Origin of the sequence: Roseococcus microcysteis, from assembly GCF_014764365.1 — a bacterium.
GTDB lineage: Bacteria > Pseudomonadota > Alphaproteobacteria > Acetobacterales > Acetobacteraceae > Roseococcus > Roseococcus microcysteis.
The window spans coordinates 2,674,894-2,690,808 of record NZ_CP061718.1; the positions used below are offsets into that span (position 1 = coordinate 2,674,894).

The 15,915-nt window shown below is 69.7% G+C and carries 16 protein-coding genes; 6 read left to right on the top strand and 10 right to left on the bottom strand.

Going from position 1 to position 15,915, the window contains the following annotated elements; genetic code table 11:
* Positions 1 to 31 precede the first annotated feature (31 nt).
* Positions 32 to 1,531, top strand: a complete 1,500-nt coding sequence (locus ICW72_RS12870; RefSeq protein ID WP_191083076.1) for a serine hydrolase domain-containing protein — start codon at positions 32 to 34, stop codon at positions 1,529 to 1,531.
* Positions 1,532 to 1,634: 103 nt separating this feature from the next.
* On the opposite strand, the gene ICW72_RS12875 is transcribed toward ICW72_RS12870, so the two are convergent.
* On the bottom strand, positions 1,635 to 2,843 hold the full coding sequence (locus ICW72_RS12875; protein ID WP_191083077.1) for a pyridoxal-phosphate-dependent aminotransferase family protein: 1,209 nt from the start codon (positions 2,841 to 2,843) through the stop codon (positions 1,635 to 1,637).
* A 161-nt stretch (positions 2,844 to 3,004) separates the two neighbouring features.
* Here ICW72_RS12875 and ICW72_RS12880 point away from each other — a divergent pair, with 161 nt between their 5' ends.
* A complete protein-coding gene (locus ICW72_RS12880) occupies positions 3,005 to 3,973 on the top strand; it encodes a class I SAM-dependent methyltransferase (protein ID WP_191083078.1) in 969 nt (322 codons plus the stop codon).
* A 15-nt stretch (positions 3,974 to 3,988) separates the two neighbouring features.
* Here the strand turns inward: ICW72_RS12880 and ICW72_RS12885 are convergent, their stop codons facing one another.
* Positions 3,989 to 4,975, bottom strand: a complete 987-nt coding sequence (locus tag ICW72_RS12885; RefSeq protein ID WP_191083079.1) for a Bug family tripartite tricarboxylate transporter substrate binding protein — start codon at positions 4,973 to 4,975, stop codon at positions 3,989 to 3,991.
* Between the two features lie 88 nt (positions 4,976 to 5,063).
* Between ICW72_RS12885 and ICW72_RS12890 the strand changes: the two genes are divergently transcribed.
* Complete coding sequence (locus ICW72_RS12890) at positions 5,064 to 5,477, top strand: DUF3574 domain-containing protein (RefSeq protein WP_191083080.1); 414 nt, start codon at positions 5,064 to 5,066, stop codon at positions 5,475 to 5,477.
* On the opposite strand, the gene ICW72_RS12895 is transcribed toward ICW72_RS12890, so the two are convergent.
* The 6 genes from ICW72_RS12895 to ICW72_RS12915 form a co-directional block, all read right to left on the bottom strand.
* Positions 5,478 to 6,563: a malate/lactate/ureidoglycolate dehydrogenase gene (locus ICW72_RS12895; protein ID WP_223880572.1), complete on the bottom strand. Its 1,086-nt coding sequence runs from the start codon at positions 6,561 to 6,563 to the stop codon at positions 5,478 to 5,480. It abuts the gene before it with no gap.
* Between the two features lie 46 nt (positions 6,564 to 6,609).
* Positions 6,610 to 7,710, bottom strand: a complete 1,101-nt coding sequence (locus ICW72_RS12900; protein WP_191083081.1) for an ABC transporter ATP-binding protein — start codon at positions 7,708 to 7,710, stop codon at positions 6,610 to 6,612.
* Between the two features lie 69 nt (positions 7,711 to 7,779).
* Positions 7,780 to 8,532: a carbohydrate ABC transporter permease gene (locus tag ICW72_RS12905; protein ID WP_223880573.1), complete on the bottom strand. Its 753-nt coding sequence runs from the start codon at positions 8,530 to 8,532 to the stop codon at positions 7,780 to 7,782.
* On the bottom strand, positions 8,526 to 8,675 hold the full coding sequence (locus ICW72_RS20745; RefSeq protein ID WP_223880574.1) for a hypothetical protein: 150 nt from the start codon (positions 8,673 to 8,675) through the stop codon (positions 8,526 to 8,528). Before ICW72_RS20745 ends, ICW72_RS12905 begins: the two co-directional genes overlap by 7 nt.
* The gene (locus ICW72_RS12910; RefSeq protein ID WP_191083082.1) at positions 8,675 to 9,607 is read right to left on the bottom strand and encodes a carbohydrate ABC transporter permease; all 933 of its coding nucleotides are present in this window, start codon (positions 9,605 to 9,607) and stop codon (positions 8,675 to 8,677) included. Before ICW72_RS12910 ends, ICW72_RS20745 begins: the two co-directional genes overlap by 1 nt.
* 63 nt (positions 9,608 to 9,670) lie before the next feature.
* Entirely contained in the window at positions 9,671 to 11,029 is a 1,359-nt protein-coding gene (locus ICW72_RS12915) for an ABC transporter substrate-binding protein (protein ID WP_191083083.1), read from the bottom strand.
* Between the two features lie 123 nt (positions 11,030 to 11,152).
* Between ICW72_RS12915 and ICW72_RS12920 the strand changes: the two genes are divergently transcribed.
* The 3 genes from ICW72_RS12920 to ICW72_RS12930 are packed head-to-tail and all read left to right on the top strand — an operon-like array spanning position 11,153 to position 14,369.
* Positions 11,153 to 12,262 (top strand): NAD(P)/FAD-dependent oxidoreductase, encoded by a 1,110-nt coding sequence (locus ICW72_RS12920; protein WP_191083084.1) that lies wholly within the window; start codon positions 11,153 to 11,155, stop codon positions 12,260 to 12,262.
* Complete coding sequence (locus ICW72_RS12925; RefSeq protein WP_191083085.1) at positions 12,259 to 13,221, top strand: threonine ammonia-lyase; 963 nt, start codon at positions 12,259 to 12,261, stop codon at positions 13,219 to 13,221. The genes ICW72_RS12920 and ICW72_RS12925 overlap by 4 nt, the downstream gene beginning before the upstream one ends.
* Positions 13,218 to 14,369 (top strand): mandelate racemase/muconate lactonizing enzyme family protein, encoded by a 1,152-nt coding sequence (locus ICW72_RS12930; RefSeq protein WP_191083086.1) that lies wholly within the window; start codon positions 13,218 to 13,220, stop codon positions 14,367 to 14,369. Before ICW72_RS12925 ends, ICW72_RS12930 begins: the two co-directional genes overlap by 4 nt.
* Here ICW72_RS12930 and ICW72_RS12935 read toward each other — a convergent pair.
* Together ICW72_RS12935 and aceA are read right to left on the bottom strand one after the other, a co-directional pair.
* The gene (locus tag ICW72_RS12935; RefSeq protein WP_191083087.1) at positions 14,366 to 14,518 is read right to left on the bottom strand and encodes a hypothetical protein; all 153 of its coding nucleotides are present in this window, start codon (positions 14,516 to 14,518) and stop codon (positions 14,366 to 14,368) included. The two genes, ICW72_RS12930 and ICW72_RS12935, sit on opposite strands and share 4 nt — an antisense overlap.
* Positions 14,519 to 14,535: 17 nt before the next feature.
* Entirely contained in the window at positions 14,536 to 15,852 is a 1,317-nt protein-coding gene (aceA, locus tag ICW72_RS12940) for an isocitrate lyase (RefSeq protein ID WP_191083088.1), read from the bottom strand.
* Positions 15,853 to 15,915 lie beyond the last annotated feature (63 nt).

The window sequence follows — 15,915 nt, forward strand, 5'->3', positions numbered from 1 at the left end:
GTAAGGATTTGTTGCCTGGGAGTTTACATGGATGCGTGATCTCGACCTGCTGCGGCTGGAGCGGCGTGTGGGTCAAATGCTCGTCCCGCTGGCCGAGACGCCCGGGGCCGCAGTGGGGGTGGCGCGCGACGGCATGCTGCTGCTGCGCCGTTCCGCGGGCCTTGCCTCCATCGAGCTGAACGCGCCCATCGGCATCCCCACCACCTTCCGCATCGCCTCCGTCTCCAAGCAGTTCACCTGCGCCGCCATCCTGATGCTGGCGCGCGATGGGCTGTTGCGGCTGGACGACACGCTGGGAGCCCACCTGCCCTGGCTGCCCGCCGAACTCGGCGCCGTGACGCTGGACCAGGCCATGCGCAATGCCGGCGGGCTGCGCGACGTGCTGGAACTGGCGCGGCTGGGCGGCGCGGACCTGGCCACGCCGGTGACCGAGGTGGAGCTGGACGCGCTCATCGCCCGGCAGGAGGGGCTGAACTTCGCCCCCGGCACGCGCTTCCTCTATTCCAACACGGGCTTCCGCCTGCTGGGCCAGGTGGTGGAGCGCGTGGCGCGGCAGTCGCTGGCGGTGTTCCTGGAACGGCGCATCTTCGGCCCGCTGGGCATGACGCGCACCCGCCACACGCCGGACCTCTCGGTGCCCGTGCCAGGGCTGGCCACCGGTTACCTGCCCGATGGCGCCGGGGGCTGGCGCCGCGCGCCGCATGGCTTCCCGCTGGGGGGCGAGGGCGGCCTTGTCTCGGGCGTGGAGGATCTGGCGCTCTGGGCGCGCTGCCTCTCGCTGGGCACCCTGCAATCCGAGCTGGAGGGGATGATCGAGGAGACGGCGCCCTTCGCCAATGGCGCCATGAACCGCTACGCGCGGGGGCTGGAGGTGGAGAACTGGCGCGGCATCCAGACCGTCAGCCATGGCGGGCTCTGGCCCGGCTACAAGACCGCCTTCCTGCGCGTGCCGGAACGGCGGCTGACCGTCATCGTCATCACGAACAATGCCTCGCTCGATCCGCACCACATGGCCCTGCAGGTGCTGGAGGCCGCGCTGCAGGGCGACCCCGCCCTGCGCCCGCCCCCGCCGCATGTGCCGAGCGAGGGCATGGCCGGAACCTGGCTGTGCGAGGAGGCGGGGCTGTCGCTGGACATCGAGCCGGACCTGCTGGCGCGCATGCACGGCGTGCCCTTCACCCTGATCCCTGGCGAGGATGGCCGCCTCACGGCCCGGCGCGGCGCCTTCCCCTTCCAGGTGGCCCCCCGCGCGACGGCGTGCTGGAGGTGGAGGTGGATGCCGGCCAGATGCTGCGCTTCCGCCGCGCCGAAGCCGTGCCCCCGCCGGCGCTGGACGGCACATGGCATTGCGCGGAACTCGGCGCGCGCTGGCACATCGAGGGGGAGGCGCTGCACGCCCAGGGCCCGCTGCGGAATGCCGGGCCCTGGCGCCTCTCGGCGCTGTCGCCGCGGCATCTGCGGGTGCACATGCCCTCGGTGCTGTTCGAGGGCTGGGCGGATGCGGTGCTGGCCGCGGATGGCCGCAGCCTGACGGTCAATGCCGCGCGCGCGCGCGGGCTGGTGTTCGTGCGGGGTTAGCATCCGCTGAGCGGGCGATTCACCGCTACGGCGATTCCGCCTCCGCGGATCGCCCGCTAACCCTTCGCATAGACCTCCACCGCCGCCTGCACGCCGCCCTTCGCGTGCGGCACGCCGGCCACCTGCATGGCCATCTCCACCGCGCCCAGCGTGCCGATCACCATGGCCTCGTTCAAATCGCCCAGATGGCCGATGCGGAAGACGCGGCCGCCCAGCTTGCCCAGCCCGCCGCCCAGCGAGACGTTGAAGCGTTCCAGCGCCACGCGCCGCAGGTCGTCGGCGTTGTGGCCCTCGGGCATCAGGATGGCGGTGACGCTGTCCGACCAGCGCTCCGGGTTCTGGCAAAACAGTTGCGGGCCGTTGTTGCCGGACCAGTGCTGCACGGCCGCGCGTACGCCGGCCGCAAGGCGCGCATGGCGGGCGAAGACGTTCTCCAGCCCCTCCTCCTCCAGCATCAGCCGCAGCGATTCCTGGAGGCCGTAGAACAGCGTGATGGGAACGGTGCCCACGAAGCTCTTGTGGCGCCGGCCGAGCATCTCGGTCCAGTCGAAATAGTGGCGCGGATGGGTGCTGGCGCGGTGCGCGGCCATGGCCTTTTCGGAGGCGCCATTGAAGCTGAAGCCCGTGGGCAGCATCAGCCCCTTCTGGCTGCCGCCCACGCAGACATCCACGCCCCATTCGTCCATGCGGAAATCATAGGAGCCGAGCGAGGAGATGGTGTCCGCCATCAGCAGCGCCGGATGCTTCACGCGGTCCATGGCGGCGCGGATCTGCTCGATGGGCAGGCGCGTGCCGGCGGCGGTCTCGTTGTGGACGGCGCAGACGGCCTTGATGCGGTGTTCCGTGTCGGCTTCCAGCGCGGCCTCGATGGCCGCGATGTCGCAGCCGCGGCGCCAGTCGGCCGCCACCATCCGCACCTCGAAGCCCAGCCGCTCGCACATCTTAGCCCAGCTGTCGGAGAAATAGCCCGTCTCCGGGATCAGCACGAGGTCGCCGGGGGAGAGGGTGTTGACCAGCGACGCCTCCCAGGCGCCATGGCCGGAGGCGGTGTAGAAGAAGATGTGCTGCGTGGTCTTCAGCACCTTCTTCAGGCCCGCCACGCAGGCATCATAGACCGCCAGGAAGTTCGGGTCGTTAAAGTCCATGCTGGCCCGCGCGGTGGCGAGCAGGACGGAATCCGGGATGTTGGTCGGGCCGGGATTGGCGAAGAACAGGCGCCCGCGGGCCGTGGGGCGCGCGGGCTTCGTCTGGGTGCTTCCGTCCATGGGGGCGCTTCTTCCTGCGTGCGGCGTTGCCCGCAGTAAAGGCCCAAAGGCTTCGTGCTTCAACACGTCATCCCGCCGGACCAATGTCAGATTGCCATTTCCGGCCGGTTGTGTGCTTTGTGGCTCCGAAAATCTCCCTCTCGATCCGCCCGGAGGATGCCATGTGGACAGACCTCAACACCAACCCGCGCATCTACGCCACGCCGGAGGATGATGCGCGCCAGGACGTCGAAGTGGGGGATTTCCGCGCCCGTTCCCTTCTCATGGCCGGCCGCGACAAGACGATCCTCGAGATCGGCGCCGGGTACTCGCCCCTGTTCCGCAAGGCGGAAGGCTACAACGTCCGCATCGTGGACCATCTGCCCACCGAGCAGCTGGTGGAGAAGTACCGGCAACTGGGAGTGGACACCTCCCGCATCGAGCAGGTGGATTATGTCTACACTGGCCAATCCATCCCGGAGATGGTCGGCGGGCAGAAATTCGACGTGGTCTATGCCTCCCATGTCGTCGAGCACGCGACCGATTTCGTGGGCTTCCTCCAGGGTTCGCTGGATGTGCTGACGCCGGAGGGCGTCATCATCCTCCTCGTGCCCGACAAGCGCTATTGCTTCGATTTCTTCCAGCCCCTGACGGACAGCGCCAAGGTGCTTTCGGACCATGTCGCGAAGGCCCGGCGCCACAGCTTCGAAAGCCTCTACCGGGAGGAGATGCAGGTCATGGCCGAACATGGCGGGGAGGAGCGCGAGCGCTTCGGCCCGGAGCCGCGCCTGGCCTGGTGGCAGGGCGCCGTCGCGGACATCCATCTGTTCCGCCACGACCCGCAGGCGCGCTTCGCCTCGGTGCTGGCGCAGGCCCGGTCGAGCGAATACGTGGACGCCCACGAGTATTTCTTCATCCCCTCCACCTTCCAGCTTGTCGTGGAGGAGATGAACTTCCTGGGCGTGCTGCCCCTTCGGCTCGCCTTGCTCACGCGGTCGAGGGGGTGCGAATTCATGGCCGTCCTCACGCGCGCGCCGCTCGGCCGGATGAGCCGCGACGAGTTTCTCGCGACCAAGAAGATGCTGGCCGTGCGTTCCATCAAGGAGCAGATGGAAGCGTTCGGCCGCTTCCAGGAAGACGGCCGCGCCTGAGATCCGGCCCGGACCTCAACGCTCCAGCCGGATGCCGGTCTGCGCCACCACGGCGCGGTATTTCTCCAGCTCCGCGCGCAGGAAGTCCCGCGTGACCTCGGGCGTGTTGGGCCCGGTCCAGGGCGCCACGCCAGCCTGGATGAGGCGCGCCTGGATGTCCGGCTCCGCCACGGTGGCGATCAGCGCGCGGTTGATCTGCGCGACGCGGTCCGCCGGCATGTTGGGCGGGCCGATGATCATGTTCCAGGTCGTCATCTCGAAGCCCGGGATCGCGCCTTCGTGCAAGGTCGGGATGCCCGGGAAGGCGGGGAAGCGCTCGCGGCTGGTCACCGCCAGGCCCCGCACCATGCCGCCGCGCACATGCGCCGCCGCGGAGGCCAGCACCGCGATGCCAAACTGCCCCTGCCCCTGCTGGATGGCCGTCAGCATCAGACCGCCGCTGCGATAGGAGACATGGAGGAACCGCGCGCCGATCTGCGCCGCCAGCATCTCCACGCCGAAATGCGGGATGGAGCCGACGCCCGAGGTCGCATACGGGATTTCCTCGTTCCGCGAGGTGCGCAGATGCGCGATCACCTCCTCCGCCGTGCCGCCGGGAATGCCGGGATGCGCCACCAGGATCATGGGCGCGGTGCCCACCATGCCCAGATGCGTGAAGTCACGGATGGGGTCGTAGCTGGTGCCGCCTTGCAGCGCGGCGGGCACCACGGCGTGGGAGGAAACCTCGATCAGCATCAGGTTGTGGCCATCGGCCGACTGGCGGCGCAGCCATTCGGACGCCACGGTGCCCGAGGCGCCCGGCCGGTTCTCCACCAGCACGCGCGCGTTGTTGCCGAGATTGGCCGCCAGCCGGTCGGCGATGAGGCGCGAGGCGATGTCGGTGGACCCGCCCGGCGCGAAGCCCACCGAGATGGAGACGGGGCGTTCCGGAAATGTCTGCGCCGCCGCCACGAAGGGCGTGAGCAGCAGGGAACAGGCGAGGGCCGCGCGGCGCAGCAGCATGAAGGTGTCTCCCTTGGTGATTTCTTGTGCCCGCACCAAAGCGCGGGATGGTGGGCGGGGCAAGTCCGGTTGCGCTAGGCTGCCCGCCATGACGCCCTTCCGCTGCCTGATCCCGCTGCTGCTGCTCGCCGCCTGCGCCACGCCGCAGCCCCCCGCCGCCTGCCCGCCCGGCCTGCAACAGGCCACGGTGGCGGAGGCCTATTTCGGCCGCACCTCGCCCGGCCGCGCCGAGATCACGGAGGAGGAATGGCGCGGCTTCCTGGCCGACACCGTCACCCCCGCCTTCCCCGACGGGCTGACGGCGCTGGACGGCGCGGGCCAGTGGCGCAACGCGGAAGGGCGCATCCTGCTGGAGCGCAGCAAGGTGCTGCTGCTGGTGCTGCCCGGCACCGACCAGGCCGCCGCACGGGCCCGGCTGCTGCCCGTGGAGAATGCGTGGAAGGCGCGCTTCAACCAGCAATCCGTGCTGACGGTGCTGCGCGGGGCGTGTGTGTCGTTCTGACTACGGCCCGTTGATGCCCAGGCTGGCCGCCGTGTCCAGGATGCTCTGCCAGGTCTCGCGCGTCAGCGGCACGCCGGACACCATGCGTTCCGCGCGGCGCGTCTTCTCCGGCTCGCCCGGCGCCAGCACGGGGGCGTCGGGGTCGATGGGCCGGCAGGACTTCACCCAGTCGAGATAGTTCTGCGCCGCTTCATGGAAGGCGGCCTCATCGGCGAAATGGCTGGGCGAGAGGTAGATGGACAGCATGCCGTTCGCGATGCGCCCACGCTCCGTGATGGGGCCGGAGCAGCCGCCGCCCGTCAGCGCGCCCGCCAGCAATTCGCACATGAAGGCGAGGCCCGACCCCTTGTGGTCACCGAAGGCGCGGATGGCGCCGGTGCCGCCGGCGGGGTTGCGCGGGCCGACCTCCGGGTAGTCGCCATAGAGGGTGTGCGGGTCGCCAGACATGCGGCCATCCGCCGTGACCAGCGCGTTGTCGGGCAGCGCCTTGCCGCCATTGCTGGCCACCAGCACCTTGCCCTCGGCGACGAAGGAGGTCGCGAAGTCCAGGATCACGGGGCCCGAGGGCAGCTTGACGCCCACGCTGAAGGGGGCGGTGGAAAAGCGACGCTCGGCGCCGCCGAAGGGCGCCACCAGCACGCTGCCCGCCACGTTCACGAAATGCACCGAGATCAGGCCCTGCGCCGCCGCCATCTCGGCATAGTCGCCGGTGCGGCCGATATGGCCGGCATTGCGCAGCCCCACGATGCAGCAGCCCTGCGCCAGCGCGCGCGCGATGCCGAATTCCGCCGCCTGCTGCGCCACCGTCTGGCCGAAGCCGAACTTGCCGTCCAGCAGGGCGAAGGCGCCGCCATCGGTCACCACCTCGACCTTCTGGCCCGCGACCACATGCCCCGCCTTCTGCCATTCGACATAGCGCGGCACGCGCACCACGCCATGGCTGTCATGGCCCGAGAGGTTGGCGCCGACCAGGTGGTTCGAGATGCGTGCCGCCTCGGTGGCGCTGCAGCCGGAGGCCGCGAAGATGCGCGTGACGAAGCCTTCCAGCTCCTCCACCGGGATGTACATGTAGTCGGGCTCGGCCATGGTGCATTCCTCCTGGCCGGAGACTGCGCCCGCGAGGGTTTCGGGTCTAGACCACCCTCCCGCTCTCCGGGTCCAGCAGGTGCATGTGGGCCATGTCGGCCGTCAGGCGCAGCGGCGCGCCGGGGCTGGCGCTGAGCGTGGGATCTATCCGCGCGCAGAGGTCCCGTGCCTCACCCAGGTGGAAGTGCACCAGCGTCTCCATGCCCATGGGCTCGATCACCTCGGGCTTGATGGCGATGTCGGCATAGGTGCCGCGGCCCTCGCGCGGCTCGGTCAGATGCTCGGGGCGCAGGCCCAGCAGCACGGCGCGGCCGGCATGGGGCTTGTAGCGCGCGGTGCGTTCCGCGGGCACGGGCAGCACGCTGCCATCGTCCAGCACCAGGTTCAGCGCGGCCGCGCCATTCTCCAGCCGCGCGGGAATGAAGTTCATGGCCGGGCTGCCGATGAAGCCGGCCACGAAGCGCGTGGCGGGGCGGTGATAGAGTTCCTGCGGCGGGCCCACCTGCTCGATGATGCCATGGTTCATCACCACCACGCGGTCGGCCAGCGTCATCGCCTCCACCTGGTCATGCGTGACATAGACGGTGGTGGTCTTCACCGTCTGGTGCACCTTCTTGATCTCGGTGCGCATCTGCACGCGCAGCTTGGCGTCGAGGTTGGACAGCGGCTCGTCGAACAGGAACACCTTGGGGTCGCGCACGATGGCGCGGCCCATGGCCACGCGCTGCCGCTGCCCGCCCGAGAGCGCCTTGGGCTTGCGGTCCAGCAGCACCGTGATGTCGAGGATGCGCGCGGCTTCCTTCACGCGGCGGTCGATCTCGGCCTTGGGGAATTTCCGCAGCAGCAGGCCGAAGGCCATGTTGTCGTAGACCGACATGTGCGGATAGAGCGCGTAGTTCTGGAACACCATCGCGATGTCGCGGTCGCGCGGCGGGATGTCGTTCACCACCGTGCCGCCGATGGCGATCTCGCCGGAGGTGATCTCCTCCAGCCCCGCGATCATGCGCAGGGTGGTGGACTTCCCGCAGCCGGAGGGGCCGACGAGGACGCAGAACTCATGGTCCGCGATTTCCAGGTCAATGCCCTTCACGGCCTGGACGTCGCCCTCATAGGCCTTGACGATCTTTCGCAGCGAAACCTCAGCCATGGTCCATCCCTGTCTTTGCGCCGGCCGATTCACGCCTCCGCGCCTCGCGGCGCTTCGGCGATCGGACGGCTAGCCTTTCGTCGCACCAGCCGTCAGACCGGCAATGTAGTAGTCCATCAGGAAGGCGTAGATCACGACCGGCGGCAGCGCCGCCATCAAGGCGCCCGCCATGATCTGCCCCCAGGCGAAGGTGTCCGCCCGCACCAGCTGCGACACCACGCCGATGGTCAGCGGCATCTGGTCCGGCGTGGTGACGAAGGCGGTGGGATAGACGAAGGCCGCCCAGGACACGGTGAAGGCGAAGATGGTGGCCGCGATGATGCCGGGCAGCGCCACCGGGATGAAGATCTTCCACAGCATCTGCGGCCAGGTGGCGCCATCAATCAGCGCCGCCTCGTCCAGCTCCTTCGGGATGGAGGCGAAGTAGCCGATCATGATCCAGGTGCAGAAGGGCACGGTCAGCGTCGGATAGACCAGCACCAGACCCCAGATGGAATTCAGCAACCCCAGCCCGCCCACGATCTGATAGAGCGGGATGAACAGCAGCGTGTCCGGCACCAGGTAGGTCAGGAACACGCCCGTCGCCAGCGCCTGGCTGCCCCAGAAGCGCATCCGCGCCAGCGCGAAGGCCGCCAGCACCGAGACCACCATCGTGATCGCCACCACGCAGCCCGTGATGATGAGGCTGTTCAGCATGAAGCGCTGGAACATCGGGTTCGTCACGATGGCCGCGAAATTGTCCAGCGTCGGGTTCCGCACGAGCCAGGGGCTGCCCGTCATGCCCGCGATCTCGGCGCTGCCCTTCAGGCTCGTGATCAGCATGTAGAAGGGGGTGCCAGGAAGATGATGGCCGCCACCGTCAGGCTGATATACGCCACCCACAGCGCCCAGCGACGCTCCGCCCGCAGGCTGCCGGCCTTGTGGTAGATGCCGGGCACGTCCCGGTTCATCGCGGTCGCCGACATCACATCTGCTCCTTGTTGCGGCGGACCACGCCGCGCAGGACGAAGAAGGCGCACAGCGCCAGCAGCGGCAGCATGAAGAGCGACACCGCCGCACCCCGCGGGATGTTCCCCGACAGGATGCCCACCTGGAAGGCGTAGGACGCGAAGACATGCGTGAGATCACGCGGCCCGCCATTGGTCAGCACGCGCACGATGTCGTAGTTCGCGAAGGTGACGATCAGGCTGAACAGCACCGTGATGGAGATGATGTTCGCCATCATCGGCAGCGTGACGTAGCGCAACCGCTGGAAGCCCGTGGCGCCGTCAATGGCGGCGGCTTCATAGAGCTGCTCCGGCACCGATTTCAGCGCGGCCAGGTACATGATCATGAAGAAGGGCGCGCCGATCCAGACATTCACCATGATGATGGCGATGCGCGCCCACCAATGGTGGCCGAGCCAGGGCACCTCCGGCACCGAGATCACGGCCAGCAGCCAGTTGATCGAGGAGTAGGAGGGGTCGAACATCCACCACCAGCCCAGCGTGGAGAGCGCGGGCGGAATCACCCAGGGCACCAGCAGCATGCCGCGCCACTTGCGCTGCCCGCGGTCCGGGATGTCGTGCAGCATGTGCGCCAGCCAGAAGCCGATCAGCGCCTTCAGCAGCACCGCCGTGATGGCGAAGAAGCAGGACTGGAACGCGACCATCCAGAAGGTCTCGCTTTCCAGCAGGATCTCGTAGTTCAGCGTGCCGACGAACTCGGTCATCCGCCGGTTCAGCATCGAGAGGTAGATGGCATAGACGGCCGGATAGGCGACCAGCCCGATGATGATGACCAGCAGCGGCGTGGTCATCAGCACCGCGATCGAGGACCGGCGCCGCGCGAAGCGTTGCAGGCTGTTGGGCGCGCCGCGCCGGAGGGCCGCGCCGGCCAGGCTGCCATCGGCTGCCATGCTCAATTCCCCTTAGCTGCTGCGAAGACGCGGGCGGGCCCCTCCCGCCCGCGCCATGGGCACTCAGCCGCCGCGGCGGATGGTGTTCAGCTCGCGCTCCAGCCAGGCCAGGGCCTGGTCCACCGTCTCCCCGCCCTGGTTCACGCGGGCGACGACCTTGGTGTTCAGCGCCTGCTGGTAGGCCTGCACCGCGAATTCGGCGGGTGCCGGCGCCTGGGCCACGCTGGCGCGGGCGTTGTGGTGCTCGCGCAGCGGGTAGTTGTAGACGGTGCCCACCGGCGGGCCCTCAGTCGCCCAGACCGCGAAGTCGCTCATGCTGCTGAAGGGCGGGATGTCATAGCCGTTCGAGGTGTTGGTCTGCTTCTCGGCCGAGGACCGCTCGCTCAGGAATTCCAGCAGCTGCTTCGCCGGGCCCTTGTTGCGGCTGAAGGCCCAGATGCCCCAGAAATAGGGCAGGTAGGGCACGAAGCGGCCCTCGGGCCCCGCCGGCATCGGCACGGTCCAGCACTTCTCGGCCACCTGCGGCGCGTCGCGCTTCGCCACCGCCCAGGCCGAGGGCGGGTTGAAGATCAGCGCCGAGCGGCCCGAGATCAGCGCGCGGTTGTTCGCCCCGTCATCCCAGGCCCAGACATCGTTGGGCAGGAAGCGCGAGAGGCGCACCAGGTATTCCACCGCCGTCTTCAGCTTCGCATTGCCGCGCACGGTCACATTGCCGCGGGCATCCATCATCGAGGCGCCGAAGGAGGCGAGGATGGCGCCGGTGGTGTCCACCGCGTCGGTGAAGCTGCCCATGGGCATGCCGAAGGGCACGCCGGCGGCGTGGCATTTCTCCGCCGCCGCCAGGAAGGTGTCCCAGTTCCAGCTGTCGGCGCCCGGGCCGCGGCGGTTCTCGGCCGGCCACATGGCGCGGATGTCGATGCCGGCATGCTGCTCCAGCAGGTCGAAGCGGACGCAGGCGGGCTTCATCTGCGTGCCCGAGACGGCCGGGATGGCGCGCCAGGTGCCGCGGATCTTGCCCAGATATTCCGCCGCGTCGTTCACCGGCCCGTATTTGCCGATGAGGCGGCCCATCACGTCGTCCACCGGCTCCAGCAGGTCCGCCTTCGCGGCGGGCTCCCAGGTCGGGAAGGAGAGCAGGTCATGCCCCGAGCGGCTCTGCGCCTGGGCCGCGATGGTCAGCAGGTTCTGGTTGCCGACCGAGGTGATGAAGTCCACCTGCACATTCACGCGGTTCTGCTGGCCCCATTCGGCGCAGAGCTCACGGATGGCGCCATTGCCGGCCGGGACCCAATGGTCCCAGAAGCCGCAGCGCAGCGTGGTGGTGGGCTGGGCGAAGACGGCGGGCGCTGAGAGCGTGCCCGCGGCAAAAGCGGTCGCACCCGCGCCCAACAGGGCTCGGCGCGACAGATCCTTGTCTGCCATCTTGAACTCTCCTCCAGTGCTTTTTCTTCCGCGGTCTTCGCCGCTGGGAGGGAGCCTAGTCATGCCGTGATCCCCATTGCAACGGCTTGCTGCAATTTCATGGGGCGACCAGGATGCGCGGCCATGAGCACCCTGTTTTCCGACGCGCTGGTCATCGGCGCGGGCATCGCCGGCGCGACCGCCGGCGCGCATCTCGTCGCCACCCATCGCGTGGCCCTGCTGGAGGCCGAGGAGGTGGCGGGCTACCACACCACCGGGCGCTCCGCCGCCATCTGGATCCTGAACTATGGCAGCGCCGATGCGCGCATCCTGACCGGCGCGTCGCGCGCCTTCTTCGAAAGCCCGCCTGAAGGCTTCGCCGACGCCCCGCTGGCCACGACCCGCGCCATCCTGAACCTGGCCGATGCCGCGCAGCTTCCCCACCTGGAGGAGACGCTGGCCGAGGGCATCGGCCTCGAACGGCTGAGCGTGGAGGAGGCGCGCGCCCTCGTCCCCGCCATCCGCACCGACTATGCCGTCGCCGCCACCATCGAGCGCGACGCCTTCGACATTGACGTGGCCGCGCTGCACCAGGGTTTCCTGCGGCAGATCAAGGCGGCGGGGGGCGTGCTGGCGCTGCGCCACCGCGCGGGGCGCATCTGGCGCGCCAACGGTCTCTGGCACGCGGAGGCGACCTCGGGCGAAGTCCACGCCGCCCCCGTTCTGGTCAACGCCGCCGGCGCCTGGGGCGATGTGGTGGCGCGCCTGGCCGAGGTCACGCCCATCGGCCTGCAGCCCAAGCGCCGCACCGCGCTGATCGTGGACCCGGGCCAATACGACAGCACGCATTGGCCGCTGGTCGGTGATGTGGGCCACAGCTGGTATGTGCGGCCCGAGGCCCGTCGCAAGCTGATGGTCAGCCCCGCCGACGAGACCGATGCCGAGCCCGGCGACGCCCAGCCGGATGAGCTCGACGTCGCCATCGCCGTGGACCGGATGCAGCAGGCGCTGGACATTCCCGTGCACCGCGTGGAGCACCGCTGGGCGGGGCTGCGCACCTTCACGCCGGACCGTGGCCTCGCCATCGGGCAGGGGGCGGCGCCGGGCTTCTTCTGGCTGTGCGGGCAGGGGGGGTATGGCATCCAGACCGCGCCCGCCGCGGGCCGCCTCCTGGCCCATCTGGTGCGCGGCACCGAGCCCGAACCCGACATCAAGGGGGCCATCCGCCCCACCGACCCGAGGCGCTTCGCATGACCGAATTCTCCGATGTGCAGGACGCCGCCGCGCGCCTCGCGGGCCGCATCCGCCGCACGCCCATGCTGCGCCACCGCGCGCTGGACGAAGCCGCCGGCGGCGCGGTGCTGGTGAAGCCCGAACCCTTGCAGATCACGGCCAGCTTCAAGCTGCGCGGCGCCACCAATGCCGCGCTGCAATTGCCGCCGGGGGCGCGTGGCGTGGTGACGCATTCCTCCGGCAATCACGGCCAAGCGACGGCGGCGGCGGCGCATGCGCTGGGCCTGCGCGCGCTGATCGCGATGCCCGAGGACGCCGCGCAGGTGAAAGTGGATGCCACGCGCGCCTGGGGTGCGGACATCCATCGCTTCGACCGCCACGGCACGGACCGCGAGGCGATGGTGGAGGAATTGGCGCAGCGTCACGGCCTGCACGTCATCCCGCCCTATGACCATCCGCATGTCATCGCGGGCCAGGGCACGGCCATGCTGGAACTGATCGAGGATGCGCGGGCGGCGGGGCTGGTGCCCGAGCAATTCGCCATCTGCACGGGCGGCGGCGGGCTGCTGGCGGGCAGCGCGCTGTCCATTTCCGCGCTGTGCCCGGAGGCGCGCATCTTCGCGGTGGAGCCGGAGGGGTGGGACGACACCACGCGCTCCCTCCGCGCGGGCCAGCGCCTGCCCAATGATCTGCGCGGCACGAATTATTGCGACGCGCTGCTGGCGAAGGAGCCGGGGGTGCTGACCTTCGCCATCAACCAGCGCCTCGTCGCCGGCGGGCTGGTGGTGAGCGAGGCCGAGGTGCGCGCCGCCATGCGCTTCGCCTTCACCCATCTGAAGCTGGTGGTGGAGCCGGGCGGCGCGGTGGCGCTGGCCGCCGTGCTGGCCGGGAAGCTGCCGACCCAGGGCCGGGTTACGGCCATCATTCTCAGCGGCGGCAATGTGGACCCGGGCGTCTTCACGGAGGCCCTGGCGGCATGAGCATGCGTATCGCCGCGCTGGACTTCCTGGGCGTGGCGGTGACGCCCAAGACCAATTGGTGCTTCCTGCTGCTGCGGACGGAGGGCGGGCTGACCGGCCTCGGCGAATGCACGCTCTCGGGCCAGGAGGCCCTGCTGGCGGCGGAGGCCGCGCGGCTGGGTGCCGAGGTCACGGGGCAGGACGCGCTGGCGCGCAACCGCCTGGCGCGGCTGCTGCCGCATGCGCCGGGCGGGCTGGTCGCGCACACGGTGCTGTCCGCCTTCGAGCAGGCGCAGTGGGATGTGGCGGCGCAGGCGGCGGGCGCGCCAATCCATGCGCTGCTGGGCGGCGCGCTGCGGCCGCGCATTCCGCTCTACGCCAACATCAACCGCGGCGTGTCGCCCCGCACGCCCGAGGGCTTCGCCGCCGCCGCGCGGCGTGCGCTGGATGCGGGCTTCAGCGCGGTGAAGCTGGCGCCCTTCGACCCGATTGTCTGGGAAGATGCGGAGGGCTGGCGCGTGGGCTACGCGCAAGGCATCGCGCGCATCGCCGCCGTGCGCGAGGCCATCGGCCGCGATGTGGCGCTGATGGTGGACGCGCATTGGCGCTTCTCGCCCGGGGGCGCGGCGTCGCTGATCCGCGACGTGGCGCCGCTCGACCTGTTCTGGTTGGAATGCCTGGTGGCCGAGGCCAACCACGCCGAAATCCGCCGCCTGCGGAGCATGGCCAATGACCGCGGCATGCGGCTGGCCGGCGCCGAGACGCTGTCGGGCCTGGCCGCCTATCGGCCGCTGGTGGAGGGCGGCCTCTATGACGTGCTGATGCCCGACATGAAGCATTGCGGCGGGCATGAGGAGATGCGGCGCATCGCCGCCCTCGCGCTCACGGCGGGCGTCGAGATCGCGCCGCACAACCCGACCGGCCCTGTCTGCCACGCGCATTCCCTGCACGCCTGCGCGACGCTGCCGAACCTGCTGCCGCTGGAGGTGCAGTTCGGCGAGACGGAGCGCTTCTTCAGCCTGTGTGGCGGTGCCTCGCTGCGCTTCGACAGCGGTGCGGCGGCGGTGCCGCAGGCGCCCGGCCTCGGCGTGGCGCTGGACGAGGAAGGGGCACGCGCCACGCCCTGGGTGGCGCAGCGCATGCCCTGGCTGGATCCGCGCCTAGGTTAGTGCGCGGGCCGCCCGCGCTCGCCACAGGCGTAGTTGTGCGCGTGCACCAGCCCGTCGTCGAAATCCTCGGGGTGATGGACCATCGGGCGCTCGGCCTGGCCGCGCGGTTCCTGGCGTTGCGGGGTGTCGTTGCTTGTGTCCGGGTTCATCGGTCTGTCCTCCTGGGTCAGGCGTGGTGGAATTGGGCCGCCTCGGTGCTGTCCTTCATGGCGGTGGTGCTGGCGGTGCCGCCGCTGGCGGCCTGGGCGACGGCGTCGAAGTAGCTGACACCCACCTCGCGCTGGTGGCGCACGGCGGTGAAGCCTTCCGCTTCCGCCGCGAATTCGGCCTGTTGCAATTCGCTGTAGGCACCCATGCCGCGCTCGGCATAGCCGCGGGCCAGCTTGAACATGGACAGGTTCAGGCTGTGGAAGCCGGCCAGTGTCACGAACTGGAATTTGTAGCCCATGGCGCCGATCTCGCGCTGGAACTTCGCCGCCGCTTCCACACCCATCTTCCGCTGCCAGTTGAAGCTGGGCGAGCAGTTGTAGGCCAGCATCTTGCCGGGGAAGTGCCTGTGGATGGCCTCGGCGAAGTCACGCGCGTCCTGCAGGTCGGGGTCGCTCGTCTCCCACCACAGCAGGTCGGCATAGGGGGCGTAGGCCAGGCTGCGGGCGATGGCGTAGTCCTTGCCCATGCCGGGCTTGATGCGGAAGAAGCCCTCGGGCGTGCGCTCGCCGCTGATGAAGGGGCGGTCGCGCTCGTCCACATCGCTGGTGAGCAATTGCGCGCTCTCCGCATCGGTGCGGCAGAGCAGCACGGTGCTGACACCCTCCACATCCGCCGCCAGCCGCGCCGCGTTCAGCGTGCGGATGTGCTGGCTGATCGGCACCAGCACCTTGCCGCCGAGATGGCCGCACTTTTTCTCGGACGCCAGCTGGTCCTCGAAATGCACGCCGGCGGCACCGGCCTCGATCATTGCGCGCATCAGCTCATAGGCGTTCAGCGCGCCGCCGAAGCCCGCTTCCGCATCGGCGATGATGGGGGCCATGTGGTGCGTGGCGTCATCGGCCTTGCCGTCCAGACGTTCCATGGTCGCGATCTGGTCGGCGCGGCGCAGGGCGTTGTTGATGCGGCGCACGACGCCCGGCACGCTGTCCACCGGATAGAGCGACTGGTCCGGGTACATCTGCCCCGCGCTGTTCGCATCCGCGGCCACCTGCCAGCCGGAGAGGTAGATGGCCTTCAGCCCCGCCTTCACCTGCTGCAAGGCCTGCATGCCCGTCAGCGCGCCCAGCGTGTTCACGAAGGGCTCGGTGCGGAGCAGATGCCACAGCCGCCGCGCGCCCATCTCCGCCAGCGTGTGCTGCGTGCGGAAGCTGCCCGAGAGGCGCACCACATCGGCCGGCGTGTAGTCGCGGCGGATACCCTCGAACCGGCCAGGGTCGCGGTCACGGCCGCCGCCGCCATCGGGGGCGAGGTTCGGGGTGGGGGTGGGGCGCATGGGCGTGTCTCCGTGGGTGCTGTTCGCTGTGTGAATAATTGACATTGCGCCCGCCGAAATCAC

What these genes read in the sequence shown, in the direction of transcription:
- ICW72_RS12875 (WP_191083077.1), bottom strand. Translation starts at nt 2,843, where the DNA reads ATGGACGGAAGCACCCAGACGAAGCCCGCGCGCCCCACGGCCCGCGGG.
- ICW72_RS12895 (WP_223880572.1), bottom strand. Translation starts at nt 6,563, where the DNA reads ATGGCCGAGCCCGACTACATGTACATCCCGGTGGAGGAGCTGGAAGGC.
- ICW72_RS12900 (WP_191083081.1), bottom strand. Translation starts at nt 7,710, where the DNA reads ATGGCTGAGGTTTCGCTGCGAAAGATCGTCAAGGCCTATGAGGGCGAC.
- ICW72_RS12915 (WP_191083083.1), bottom strand. Translation starts at nt 11,029, where the DNA reads ATGGCAGACAAGGATCTGTCGCGCCGAGCCCTGTTGGGCGCGGGTGCG.
- ICW72_RS12880 (WP_191083078.1), top strand. Translation starts at nt 3,005, where the DNA reads ATGTGGACAGACCTCAACACCAACCCGCGCATCTACGCCACGCCGGAG.
- ICW72_RS12930 (WP_191083086.1), top strand. Translation starts at nt 13,218, where the DNA reads ATGAGCATGCGTATCGCCGCGCTGGACTTCCTGGGCGTGGCGGTGACG.
- ICW72_RS12885 (WP_191083079.1), bottom strand. Translation starts at nt 4,975, where the DNA reads ATGCTGCTGCGCCGCGCGGCCCTCGCCTGTTCCCTGCTGCTCACGCCC.
- ICW72_RS12935 (WP_191083087.1), bottom strand. Translation starts at nt 14,518, where the DNA reads ATGAACCCGGACACAAGCAACGACACCCCGCAACGCCAGGAACCGCGC.
- ICW72_RS20745 (WP_223880574.1), bottom strand. Translation starts at nt 8,675, where the DNA reads ATGTCGGCGACCGCGATGAACCGGGACGTGCCCGGCATCTACCACAAG.
- ICW72_RS12925 (WP_191083085.1), top strand. Translation starts at nt 12,259, where the DNA reads ATGACCGAATTCTCCGATGTGCAGGACGCCGCCGCGCGCCTCGCGGGC.
- ICW72_RS12890 (WP_191083080.1), top strand. Translation starts at nt 5,064, where the DNA reads ATGACGCCCTTCCGCTGCCTGATCCCGCTGCTGCTGCTCGCCGCCTGC.
- ICW72_RS12905 (WP_223880573.1), bottom strand. Translation starts at nt 8,532, where the DNA reads ATGCTGATCACGAGCCTGAAGGGCAGCGCCGAGATCGCGGGCATGACG.
- ICW72_RS12870 (WP_191083076.1), top strand. Translation starts at nt 32, where the DNA reads ATGCGTGATCTCGACCTGCTGCGGCTGGAGCGGCGTGTGGGTCAAATG.
- ICW72_RS12910 (WP_191083082.1), bottom strand. Translation starts at nt 9,607, where the DNA reads ATGGCAGCCGATGGCAGCCTGGCCGGCGCGGCCCTCCGGCGCGGCGCG.
- ICW72_RS12920 (WP_191083084.1), top strand. Translation starts at nt 11,153, where the DNA reads ATGAGCACCCTGTTTTCCGACGCGCTGGTCATCGGCGCGGGCATCGCC.
- aceA (WP_191083088.1), bottom strand. Translation starts at nt 15,852, where the DNA reads ATGCGCCCCACCCCCACCCCGAACCTCGCCCCCGATGGCGGCGGCGGC.